The following is an 11122-nucleotide window of genomic DNA, read 5'->3' on the forward strand; positions in this document are numbered from 1 at the left end:
GCGTGGAAATCAACACACGGCGGTCCCTCGGAATTAGATGGGCTGCCAAGCGGATGCGAAGAGATGTTCGACGCTTATCCGTGCACTCACACTACCGGCCAGAAGCTGTCATCCGGCGCAAGATCGAGTACGGCAGGCAGCCTGAAGCCGTCACTGGCAGGAGAGCTGTGGACGACTGCTCCTGGCCGGCAGGCGACCGTCTCAGAACGACTGAGGATTCAACCAGAGCCATGCCGCGACCCCCATGGCGACCCACAACACGATGATCATGATCGCGCCTGCGCGACTACTTGGCTTAGCCCCTTTTTCGGCCATCCACGCGTCGGCCTGAACACGGCACTCAGCAAGAACTGATTGGGGCAGTAGCTTGACAGTCAGCCAGATCAGCGCCGGAAGCAAGAGGATATCGTCCACATACCCAAGAACCGGGATGAAATCAGGAATCAAATCAATCGGGCTGAGTGCATAAGCCACGACAAGAAGACCCAGAGCTTTTGCATACCAAGGCGTGTCGGGGTGCTTTCCGGCAAACCAGAGCGTCACGCCATCGCGCTTGATCCGCTTTGCCCAAACCTTTAGGTTGTCATTGAGATTCATAAAAATTCCGAGGACGAGTCGGAATTTTCGCTCCTTATCGATGACGGCCGCGCATGTTCCGATAGCTGCCGATGCCATTTTCGGCAGTCGGAAAAATACGAAGCATCTATGCGCATCAAGTTACAAATGCTTGGTCAACGCTCCTCAATTCCCCTCGTTAAAGAGACCAAGCATGGCGAGCGCCATTGCCTTGAAAGTCGCTTGATGAACTACACGTCACTCTCGCTGTTTGCCGCCCTCGCCATGGCTGCAGCACCTGGTCATGCAGAGGTCTACCTGGGCATAGGCTACGGAGCTCCGGCTCCCTACGTCGTTGCGCCTTCCCCTTCGTACTATTACGCGGCACCGCCCGTTCAATACGGACCACCGGCTGTTCAGTACGTTCCGCGGCCAGTCTATGCCCCTAGACCCGTGATAGTCGCGCCGCCGCCGGAAGCGGTTCCGGGATGGCGCTGGCAGGAAGATGGCCGACGTTGGAACAGGTGGCAAAGACACCATCATCGAGGCTGGCGTGAGGATGACGACGAAGATTGATGGCGATGCCAGACCTCGGTATTTGATCTCTGTGAGGCCCCGAACGGCTGGTCCAGGGTGAAAGCTTTTTTAAGGGGGGCTTACCTGCGCACAGGTGTCGCCGGCAAGCACCCCATACCTTCCAAGGCAGCCTCCACCGCCTCATCCAGCGGCGTATGCGGCTCATGCCCGAGCGTAGAGACCAGCTTGGCGTTGCTCATCTCTATCCGAGTGCTCCACAAATAGCGCATCTCACGTAGCTCACGCAAGGTCGGTACAAAGGGCGCTGCAAGCGCGGTAAGCCACCAGGGAAAGGCTCTCACTTTGGGCTGGACTCCGCCGCGCTTGACGACCACGCGGCAGATCGCAGCGGCCAACTGGGTACCGTCGGCGTCGCAATGGCCTGCCATGTGGAAGGTGGCAAAGGGGGGCAGCGTGTCGCGCCGCTGCACCAGTTTCACCATGGCGCGGGCTACATCGGGCAGGTAAGACCATTGGTGGCCCACGCCGGGTGCGTTGGGCATGCTGATGGACTTGACCGGCTGGCCGGGCTTTAGCAGGCCCTGTGAGAACCAGCTATTGCCCGGCTTGGGTCCGAAGAAGTCCCCCGCGCGCACGACGATCACTCTGCAGCCCCGGCTGCTGGCCTGCTGCAGGCGCCGCTCCATCTCCACACGGATGGCACCCTTGGGGGTGAGGGGCTGCTGCAGCGAATCTTCATGTAACGTGGGAAAGGCGCTGGGGCCGTAGTTGTAGACCGTGCCAGGCAGCACGATGGTGGCGCCGTTGGCCTGCGCGGCGACGATGGTGTTGTCCAGCATGGGCAGCACCAGCTCACCCCAGCGACGATAGCCGGGCGGGTTGACGGCGTGCACAATGACGGAGCAGCCTTCGGCCGCGGCCAGCACATCGGCGCGGCTCATCGCGTCGCCGCGCACCCAGACCATACCGTCGCGCTGCTCAATTTGCTGCTCACAGTTGCGGCGCAATGCGCGCACTGTCCAGCCAGCGTCGCGTAGTTGCCGGGCCACTTCGCCACCGATACCGCCGGTGGCGCCTAGAACCAAGACCGTGTTGCTTTCCATCCCATTACCCCTGAATTTGTGGCGATGAGAGGAAGTTTCGGGCGGGAACGGCTATTAAGCAATTGACCAACATATGGTAGCCGCCATACATTTTTGTATGACCAAGGACAACACCACCGAGATAGGCTGGGAGCTGTATCGCTCCTATTTGGGCGTGCTGGAAGAGGGCTCACTGTCCGGTGCGGCGCGCGCCATGGGAATTGCCCAGCCCACCGTGGGGCGGCATGTGGACGCGCTGGAAAAAGCGCTGGGCGTGACGCTGTTCACACGTTCGCAAATGGGGCTTCTACCCACCGAGGCGGCGCTTGCGCTGAAGCCGTTTGCCCAGACCATGCACAGTGCTGCCGCTGCGCTAAGACGTGTGGCCGAAAGCCAAGGCTCGGGTATCCAGGGCACAGTGCGCGTGACGGCCAGCGAGGTGATAGGGCAAGAGGTATTGCCACCCATCCTGGCGCAACTGCAGGACACACACCCGGGCCTGACGGTGGAGCTGGTGCTGACCAGCCGCGTACAGGACCTGCTGCAGCGCGAGGCCGACATCGCCGTGCGCATGACACAACCCAGGCAGGAGCAACTGATTGCCAGGCGCGTTGGAGCGATGCCACTTGGCCTGCATGCGCACAAGCGCTATCTGGACAAGCGCGGGACGCCAGCCTCGCTGGCCGATCTGGCGCAGCACGCGCTGATTGGCTTTGATGAAGAGGCGCCGTTCGTGCGTGCCGCACGCAAGGCATTCCCGATCTGGAGCCGCGAAAACTTTGCGGTGCGCACCGACAACGACATGGCACAGATGGCGCTGATCCGGGCAGGCTGCGGTATTGGTGTGTGCCAAGTGAATCTGGCGGCGCGCGACCCGAATCTGGTGAACATATTGCCTGGAAGCATTCCGCTGAGCCTGGAGACCTGGCTCACCATGCACGAAGATCTGCGCAACAATTCGAGCTGCAAGGTGACATTTGATGCGCTGTTGAAGGGGCTGCAAGACTACATGCTTGCCTAGCAGGTCGACACGTCTGTGGGCCAGATGCGGTTGCTTGCCAATGACCGGAGAACCTCACTCTGCATCAGCCCCTGGAAACGACGTGAATCATGGGTAGGTCAGGCTGCAGGGAACACGCGCGCGCACAAGAAATCAACCAGAGCCCGTACTTTCGGCGACGGGTACTTGCTTGCCGGCCACAGCACATAAAAAACGCCTCTGCGCTCTGTATGGTCGGGAAGGAGCGGTAGCAGCCGGCCATCGGCCAGTTGTTCACGAATGGAAAATTCCGGCAGGTAGGCAATCCCCAGTCCCTGCAAGGCAAAGCACACGCGCGTCTCGATGTTGTTGCAGATCATCGAGGTGGGCAGCTGCAACTCGGTTTCGCCGGACATGGTTCGCAGAGCCCATGGCTCCAGCTTGCCGCTATGAGGGAAGCGGTAGTGCAGACAATGGTGTTGCATCAGATCCGCAGGCTCCCGAGGTGTCCCTCGCCGTGCAAGATAGTCTGGCGAAGCCACCAGCAGCGAACGGAAAGCCCCGAGCCTGCGTGCCGTGAGGCGAGAGTCATTGGGCTCACCCGTGCGCACCACGGCGTCGAAGCCGTCCTCGATCACGTCAACCATCTGGTCGGTGAAGTCAAGGTCGAGTTCGATCTCGGGGTACTCGCGCATGAACTCGCCGAGTACCGGCAGCACCAGCGAGCTAACCAGCGGCAAACTCACTCTCAAGCGACCGCGTGGTGCATTGCTGGCTTGCGCGAGTTCGAGCTCTGCCGCTTCGATCTCCGCCAGGATGCGTCGGCTGCGCTCCAGGAACAGCATGCCCTCGGCTGTCAACGTGACACTGCGCGTGCTGCGGTGAAACAGGCGCACGCCCAGCCGATCTTCCAGCCGCGCCACGCTCTTGCCTACGGCGGAGGCCGACAGGCCCAAAAGCCGGCTGGCAGCAACAAAACTTCGCGTCTCGGCAACCTGCACGAACACGGCGAAACCATTCAAGCTGTCCATAACGCACTTAGATTAAAGACATTTCTGTCCGCATAAAGAGGAACTGTAGCCTACTTTTTCTTTAATCTCAGACTTTCTATCGTCACGGCGTGATCCATTGAATCAAGGGCTCTTCCGTGACTTATCCCGTCTTTTCTATACGCCCGGGCATTTCGCCCGTACATCAGTCCACCCGCATCCATGCCGCCGTTCAGCAGGCTCTGGATGAGCGGCGACTGGTCGGTGCCGTCGTGCTGGTGGCACACAACGGTGAATTGATCCACCAACAGGCCGCCGGCTATGCCGACCGCGAGAGCGCGCGCCCGATGGAGCTGACAACCATCTTCCGGTTGGCATCGGTGAGCAAACCCATCGTTTCGACGGCTGCACTTGCGTTAGTAGCGCAAGGTCGCCTCGATCTGGATGAGGACATCGGCCGCTGGCTCCCGCAGTTCCAGCCCCGGTTGATTGATGGCAGCCCGGCACGCATCACCGCCAGGCAGTTGCTTAGCCACACAGCAGGGCTGGGCTATCGCTTTTTCGAGGCAGAGGCCGATGGCCCCTACGCCCGGGCTGGTGCCTCGGACGGCATGGATAGCGTCAACTTCAGTCTGGCCGAGAACCTGCGTCGTATCGCCAGCGTGCCGCTGCAGTATGTGCCGGGGACCTCCTGGGGCTATTCGCTGGCAACCGATGTGTTGGGGGCATTGATCGAACACATCCATGGCACGTCACTGGACGAAGCAGTCAACCAATGGGTAACAGGCCCCTTGGGCATGATAGATACCGGTTTCCTGGTGCGCGATCCGCAGCGCGTGGCCACTGCCTACGTAAGCGATGCGCCCCAGCCACATCCGCTTGCCGAAGGTGAGGTGGTTTCGCCATTCGAGGGCGCAGTCGGCATCAGATACAGCCCGGGCCGTATCTTCGATGCCCTGGCTTTCCCTTCGGGTGGGGCCGGAATGGCTGGCACGGCCGGAGACTTTCTGCGCCTGCTGGAGGCCTTGCGGCAGGGTAGGGGAGCATTGCTTCCCGATGAGCTGATCAACGAGATGGGGCGCGATCAAACTGGTGGACTGGAGCTGCCGGATGCACCGGGCTTTGGTTTTGGTCTCGGCTTTTCAGTCTTGCGGGACCCGCTGCGCGCCGCGTCGCCAGAGTCGGTAGGTACCTGGCGCTGGGGTGGCGCCTACGGCCATGCCTGGTTTGTGGATAGGGCGCGCGGCCTGAGCGTGGTCGCCTTCACCAATACGCTGTACGAGGGCATGTCCGGTCGCTTCGTCACCGAGTTGCGCGACGCAGTCTATGGTGCACTGGAAGCCGTGCAATGACCGCAGCACATCAGGGCCGCATGCCCATTGCATCATTGCTGGCGCTGGCAATGGCCGCGTTCATCACCATCCTGACCGAAGCGCTGCCGGCAGGGCTGCTGCCTCAGATGGCGAGGGGCCTGATGGTGTCCGAAGCCTGGACAGGACAAACGGTCACGATCTATGCCATGGGCTCGCTGGCGGCCGCCATCCCGTTGACCGCAGCCACCCAGGGCGTGCGCCGCCGCCCGCTGTTGCTGGCGGCCATCGCAGGCTTTGCCATCGCCAACACTGTCACGGCCCTGTCCAGCAACTATGTCCTGACGATGATCGCGCGCTTCCTGGCGGGAGTGTCGGCCGGTCTGTTATGGGCGATGCTGGCAGGTTATGCCGCGCGCATGGTGCCCGAGCATCAGCAGGGCCGGGCCATTGCCATTGCGATGGTGGGCACACCACTGGCATTGTCACTTGGCGTGCCGGCGGGCACCTTCCTGGGCAATTTGCTGGGCTGGCGGATGTGCTTCGGCATCATGAGCGGACTGGCGCTGGCGCTCATGGCATGGGTACAGGTCAAGCTGCCAGATTTCGCGGGGCAGGCGGCAAGCAAACGCTTGTCTCTGGCGCATGTGTTCACTTTCCCCGGTATACGTCCGGTGCTGTTCGTGGTGCTGGCCTTCGTTCTGGCACACAACATCCTCTATACCTATATCGCGCCATTTCTCGCGGCGGCAGACATGGCGGAACGAACAGACCTGGTCCTGCTCATGTTCGGCATCACTTCGCTGCAGGGCATCTGGGTCATCGGCGTGCTGATCGATCACCATCTGCGCGCCCTGACGCTGGGGAGTACGCTCTTGTTCGGCCTGTCGGCGCTGGCACTCGGCCTGATGGGTGATGCGCCTGCCGTGGTGTATGCGGCAGTGGCCGCCTGGGGCCTGGCCTTTGGCGGCGTGGCGACATTGCTTCAAACAGCTATCGCCAAGGCTGCGGGCAACGCGGCCGACGTTGCGCAGTCCATGCTGGTCACAGCTTGGAACATCGCGATTGCAAGTGGCGGGCTGATTGGCGGAGCCTTGCTGGATTATCTCGGCGTCGCCGCATTCCCTCCGGTCCTCCTGGTGCTGCTGGCTGCAACGCTGGCCGTTGTGTGGGCGGCCAGGCGTCACGGCTTTCCAGCTGTGCAGAGATAAGGCCGGGGAGTTCTTCGGGATCTGCTCCATTCCTTGCGCAGCTCGAAGAATTCCCGCTTCAGCCTTACCTGCAGCGACCGGGGAGATGGATTGCCGGGCATCTCTTATTGGTCTTGCCCGGCAGTCCCGCGTCGGCACCGTACTCAAGCTTGCGACCTGAGCAGCTCTGCCAGCAGCTTCAGCGCATCGCCCAGGTCTTCGAAGCCGGGAGCGCCCAGGCAAATCCGAAGACCGCTCCTCTCATCCCGCGGGTCCACCATCATGGCTTCCGGCGGGGTCAGCTTCAAACCGATTTCTGCGGCCGCGGCGACAAGACTGTTGGCGGCCTCGCGCTTCATCGGCAGCCAGATGTTGTAGGCATGGGGATGCCAGACAGGCTCGCCAGTCCCCAGAAGCGAGGCGGCAAGCCTGGCACGCCGCTGTGACTCATGGCGCAGATCTCGCTGGATCGAGGCGATCACGCCGGTGGCCAGCCATTCATCGACTACCGCACAGGAGAATGCCGATGGAGCCATCGGCACATCCTGCATCAGTTCTTGCGCAGCGCCGCCCAGCTCGGTTGGGAGCAGCAACATGCCGATCTGCAGCCCCGGCCCAAGTGACTTGGAGAGCCCGTTCACATGCAGTGAGATATCGGGCGCCAATGCCGACAGCTGGGGTAAATCAGGGAAAGCGGCGGCATAGACCCCGTCTTCGATGATCCATGCTCCCGCTTTCCGGCAAATATCCACAACGGCTTGCCTTCGCTCCAGGCTCATCGTGGCCGTTGTCGGGTTGTGCAGCGTAGGGGTGAGGTAGACCGCCTTGCCATCGGTTGGCGCGACACTGCCGAGTACGTCCGCGAGCGCTTGCGGCACCATCCCTTCGGCATCGATCTCGACACCTTGCATCCGATACCCTTTGCGCCGGGCCAGGGCAATAGCGCCGGGATAGGTGACCCGCTCGGTCACAAGCAATCCTTGCGGGCCGCAAGCCAGATCAAAGGCCAATGACAGCGCCTGGCGCGCGCCGCTCGTCAAAAGCAGAAGCGACGGATCGGCGACCAGGCCAAGTGTCATCAGCCAGCGTGCGAGAACACGACGATGTTCCAGATGTCCGCCAGAAGGTGCATAGAAATTGAAATGGTCGGCGTCGATTTTGCGAGCGATCCCCGTCAATGCCCGTGCCAGGATGCGTGCGTTGAGCGCAGCCGGCGGCGCATTGGACGACAGGTCAATCAGGCGATCACCATGCGCCTGCTGAATCGCGACAAATGTTCCCCGTCCTTTGACACTGCGCGTCAGACCTCTGCGCTCCAGCGCGGCATAGGCCTTCGTCACCGAGCCAAGACCGATTTGCAGCTTCTCTGCAAGATCTCGATGTGCAGGCAGGCGGTCGCCCCCCGCCAGCCGGCCCTCGACGATATCGTCGGCCAGGGCAAGTGCAAGTCGTTCGGCCGCGTTGGCTTCAATGTTTGCAAGGCGAGGCTGCCAAGGAGATTGGAGGAGCATGTTTGCAGTCTCGATAAAAAATAGTGTCTCGTGACACTATTTGATTATTCGATAGTGTAACGTTCTCGCAAATGCCTTTGCATGGCTGCCTCTTGGTGAAAAGTGCCCAGCGGCGATGACGGAAAGCAAGGAGAACGAGATGTTTAGCCACGTGACTGTTGGAACGCGTGACCTTGAACGGTCAGGCCGCTTTTACGATGCGGTGCTTGCTTCGCTTGGTCTGAAGCGCCGGGTCGTGCTGCCCGATGGTGGACCGGCGGCGCTTTGCTGGGTAAGCGCGCAGGCGAGTCTGCCTCGCTTCTATGTCTACAGTCCGTACAACGGAGAACCAGCGACTGTGGGCAATGGCAGCATGGCGGCCTTTCTGGCGCCGTCGGCAGCAGCAGTGGACTCCGCCTACGCCGATGGTCTGGCGCACGGTGGCAGGGATGCAGGGGCTCCCGGGCCACGACCTCATTATGGGGACGGCTACTACGGCGCCTATCTGCGCGATCCCGATGGCAACAAAATCCATATCGTGCATCGCGCCGACCTCCAGCCCTGATGCAAGAGATGTGCGTATTTCTGGTGGCGCCAGCATGACCGACAGCCAGATCGCACTCGTCTATCGGCGTGATTGGGCCTCAAGCCGAGAGCGGCTGTGTTGTCGCTCAAGGACCCGTCCTTGCCGAAAAGGCCGTATTTATCTGGCCCGTGACGATGCCGGCCAGGTCCGGGTCGGCGGCGAGACGCACACGCATGTCCAAGGCGAGCTGCACAGTTTTTGAAGACCTCCAAGGAACTCTCGAATATGTCCACAACCCTTCAGCACCCATACAGCCCACCACTCAAAGAGCGCGCCACGCTGTCCGCATCGGCCGTGGGCACATTGAGAATGCTGGTGCGCTACAAGGCCTGGGCGAATGGCCTGACGTTCAAGAACGTGATGGAGCTACCGGAAGGCGAGGCTCTTCGACAAAGACCGACGCGGTTCGAAAACATGGTGCATACGTTGAACCATGTCTATGTGGTGGACGATATCTTCAGGCACCATCTACAAGGCAGAAAACACAACTACACCGCACGCAATACGGACCACACGCCTGCGGTTGACGATCTATGGAAGGTGGTTCAGGAAATGGATTCCTGGTACACCGGGCTTGTCGATTCCTGGTCGGACGAAGACCTTGTGAAAGTCGTCCATTTCGAGTTTGTGGGAGGGGGGCAAGGCGCCATGACGCGCGAGCAAATCGTGCTGCATATCGTGAATCACGGCACTTATCACCGAGGTTTTGTCGGCGACATGATGTATCAGATACCTTTTACGCCGCCATCAAACGATCTGCCCGTATTCATCCGAGATCACTATCGCAACACTCGGTGAGGCGTTCAATTTTGACGGGGTGCTCTGAAATCGTATGGTGTCGACCATAGGGGAGGGCATTGGACCGTGCCAGTGCGGGCCAGAGCGACATGGCGTCTGGCACCACGCCTACGCTCTTGAATCCCTATTCATGCACTCTCGAGCTCTCTCGTGGTGTTGCAACGTCCCGAACGAAGTCAGCCACTACCGCAGCGGCCTCTTGCAGAATGGCTTGCAGTAGGCAATGTGGAGCATCAAACGCCTGAACTCTTATCTTTCGAAAACACTGCTCTGCATCAGCCACGGAAGACTGTGGCATCAGGCGGTCACGTATTCCTTTCAGGTAGAGAACCGGAGCATCAATGGCTTTGGCATGTGCTCGCACATCTACGGATACCACCGCTCTCAGCCTTGAACGTAGAACCGCCGTTTGAACCTTGGCCAAGACGGACCGCAGCATAACCCGCAGACCCGGCGTCGCAAACCGGCCCAGAAGCATCAGGTTCAGTATTGGAGCAGGAGGAAGCGGAACGGGCATGGTCGCCAGGCCGCCGAGCCAGCGAAGACCCGGCCTTGGATTGCGAACGAACGAGCAGCACAGAACAAGGCCCACAACGCGCTCCGGGTATGCCGCTGCCAGCGAAATGGCAATAGGGCCTGAGAAAGACTCTCCCAGCAAGACCAAACGGCCATTGGGCGGCAAGGCCGATGTGGCAAGTTCCGTCAGATCGGTATAGGTCTGTCGTGCACCGGAAGTTGGATAGCTCACCACGACGACGGGCGTCGTCTTCCCCAATGCGGCAACGAACGGTGCGAAAAGCTCACCCGTGCCATCCATTCCAGGAAGGAGAACAAGGACAACGGGCCCTAACTCGGCAAGAGATGGCAGCTGCAAATCAGAGAATCCTGCTGAAAGGCCGTTCATGGCCGGGGGCGGTAGTTGCAACCCGGTCCATTACAGCACTTTGAATAGTCTAATTTAAGGCCAAAGGAACTTGTTTCAGGGCGGGTGGAACAGGGCAGTTTCGGCTTGCGGGGAGGGCGGATATGTCTTGCGGGTCGTGTGCCGCCGCTGCTTTCGACGAGTAGCGGCCAAGCGCCATCGTGAGCCGGATCCAGGACAATCACGACCTCACCGCAAAAGCACTTGTTATTTGCAAACGGAAATCATCGTAGAGAGAGGTCGCTATGCAGCACCGACCGGTTGAATCCACAGTACCTGAGAGTCATTCGGAAATACTGTCTCGCAACAGCTCTACTGACTGAAATACGCACGACTCACCGAACGAATGGTCGCGTCCTGGCTGGAAGCTGGGACGAGCATCGACACAAGAGATTCATCTGGAATTTGGCTCCATGCACCAAGCGAGTGGGGGCCACCAGGCTACCCTCACTCGCTCTATTTGTGCTCCGACCTCAGAACATGTGGCGCAAGCCCATGCCAAAGCCAGTCTGGTTGACGCCAGGCATTGGCGTTCCACCAGCTTGAGCGCTGCTTGCTCCAAAGGCCGCATTGCCGCTGTTCTTCATATAGCCCAGCGAGGCATAGACCGCAGTGCGCTTGGACAGGTTGTAAGTACCGCGCAGTACCAGCAACTGACCCTTGTCCGCGTTGTCCTTGTACTTG

10 protein-coding genes and 1 pseudogene are annotated in these 11122 nt (G+C 60.4%); 5 read left to right on the forward strand and 6 right to left on the reverse strand.

Annotation, left to right across the window (positions count from 1 at the left end; genetic code table 11):
• Positions 1-201 precede the first annotated feature (201 nt).
• Positions 202-597 carry a YkvA family protein gene (locus JAO85_RS24140; RefSeq protein WP_202789179.1) on the reverse strand — a complete coding sequence of 132 codons (396 nt, stop codon included), beginning with the start codon at positions 595-597 and terminating at the stop codon, positions 202-204.
• Between the two features lie 614 nt (positions 598-1211).
• A complete protein-coding gene (locus tag JAO85_RS24145; protein WP_202789180.1) occupies positions 1212-2195 on the reverse strand; it encodes an NAD-dependent epimerase/dehydratase family protein in 984 nt (327 codons plus the stop codon).
• Between the two features lie 97 nt (positions 2196-2292).
• Here JAO85_RS24145 and JAO85_RS24150 point away from each other — a divergent pair, with 97 nt between their 5' ends.
• Positions 2293-3195 (forward strand): LysR family transcriptional regulator, encoded by a 903-nt coding sequence (locus JAO85_RS24150; protein ID WP_202789181.1) that lies wholly within the window; start codon positions 2293-2295, stop codon positions 3193-3195.
• A gap of 98 nt (positions 3196-3293) precedes the next feature.
• Here JAO85_RS24150 and JAO85_RS24155 read toward each other — a convergent pair whose 3' ends face one another.
• A complete protein-coding gene (locus tag JAO85_RS24155) occupies positions 3294-4184 on the reverse strand; it encodes a LysR family transcriptional regulator (RefSeq protein ID WP_202789182.1) in 891 nt (296 codons plus the stop codon).
• Between the two features lie 116 nt (positions 4185-4300).
• Here JAO85_RS24155 and JAO85_RS24160 point away from each other — a divergent pair, with 116 nt between their 5' ends.
• Together JAO85_RS24160 and JAO85_RS24165 are read left to right on the forward strand one after the other, a co-directional pair.
• A complete protein-coding gene (locus JAO85_RS24160) occupies positions 4301-5494 on the forward strand; it encodes a serine hydrolase domain-containing protein (protein ID WP_202789183.1) in 1194 nt (397 codons plus the stop codon).
• Positions 5491-6663, forward strand: coding sequence for an MFS transporter (locus JAO85_RS24165; protein WP_202789184.1), 1173 nt, complete (start codon positions 5491-5493; stop codon positions 6661-6663). Before JAO85_RS24160 ends, JAO85_RS24165 begins: the two co-directional genes overlap by 4 nt.
• Before the next feature lie 143 nt (positions 6664-6806).
• On the opposite strand, the gene JAO85_RS24170 is transcribed toward JAO85_RS24165, so the two are convergent.
• A complete protein-coding gene (locus JAO85_RS24170; RefSeq protein ID WP_202789185.1) occupies positions 6807-8153 on the reverse strand; it encodes a PLP-dependent aminotransferase family protein in 1347 nt (448 codons plus the stop codon).
• A 139-nt stretch (positions 8154-8292) separates the two neighbouring features.
• Between JAO85_RS24170 and JAO85_RS24175 the strand changes: the two genes are divergently transcribed.
• Both JAO85_RS24175 and JAO85_RS24180 read left to right on the forward strand, forming a co-directional pair.
• Complete coding sequence (locus JAO85_RS24175) at positions 8293-8697, forward strand: VOC family protein (RefSeq protein WP_202789186.1); 405 nt, start codon at positions 8293-8295, stop codon at positions 8695-8697.
• 246 nt (positions 8698-8943) lie between these two features.
• A complete protein-coding gene (locus JAO85_RS24180; RefSeq protein WP_202789187.1) occupies positions 8944-9516 on the forward strand; it encodes a DinB family protein in 573 nt (190 codons plus the stop codon).
• A gap of 124 nt (positions 9517-9640) precedes the next feature.
• Here JAO85_RS24180 and JAO85_RS24185 read toward each other — a convergent pair whose 3' ends face one another.
• Entirely contained in the window at positions 9641-10420 is a 780-nt protein-coding gene (locus JAO85_RS24185; protein WP_202789188.1) for an alpha/beta fold hydrolase, read from the reverse strand.
• Positions 10421-10911: 491 nt separating this feature from the next.
• A pseudogene (locus JAO85_RS24190) lies at positions 10912-11122 on the reverse strand (porin); the annotation flags it as partial.

The organism is Comamonas sp. NyZ500 (assembly GCF_016772095.1).
Taxonomy (GTDB): domain Bacteria; phylum Pseudomonadota; class Gammaproteobacteria; order Burkholderiales; family Burkholderiaceae_C; genus Comamonas; species Comamonas thiooxydans.

What these genes read in the sequence shown, in the direction of transcription:
- JAO85_RS24140 (WP_202789179.1), bottom strand. Translation starts at nt 597, where the DNA reads ATGAATCTCAATGACAACCTAAAGGTTTGGGCAAAGCGGATCAAGCGC.
- JAO85_RS24145 (WP_202789180.1), bottom strand. Translation starts at nt 2,195, where the DNA reads ATGGAAAGCAACACGGTCTTGGTTCTAGGCGCCACCGGCGGTATCGGT.
- JAO85_RS24150 (WP_202789181.1), top strand. Translation starts at nt 2,293, where the DNA reads ATGACCAAGGACAACACCACCGAGATAGGCTGGGAGCTGTATCGCTCC.
- JAO85_RS24155 (WP_202789182.1), bottom strand. Translation starts at nt 4,184, where the DNA reads ATGGACAGCTTGAATGGTTTCGCCGTGTTCGTGCAGGTTGCCGAGACG.
- JAO85_RS24165 (WP_202789184.1), top strand. Translation starts at nt 5,491, where the DNA reads ATGACCGCAGCACATCAGGGCCGCATGCCCATTGCATCATTGCTGGCG.
- JAO85_RS24170 (WP_202789185.1), bottom strand. Translation starts at nt 8,153, where the DNA reads ATGCTCCTCCAATCTCCTTGGCAGCCTCGCCTTGCAAACATTGAAGCC.
- JAO85_RS24175 (WP_202789186.1), top strand. Translation starts at nt 8,293, where the DNA reads ATGTTTAGCCACGTGACTGTTGGAACGCGTGACCTTGAACGGTCAGGC.
- JAO85_RS24180 (WP_202789187.1), top strand. Translation starts at nt 8,944, where the DNA reads ATGTCCACAACCCTTCAGCACCCATACAGCCCACCACTCAAAGAGCGC.
- JAO85_RS24185 (WP_202789188.1), bottom strand. Translation starts at nt 10,420, where the DNA reads ATGAACGGCCTTTCAGCAGGATTCTCTGATTTGCAGCTGCCATCTCTT.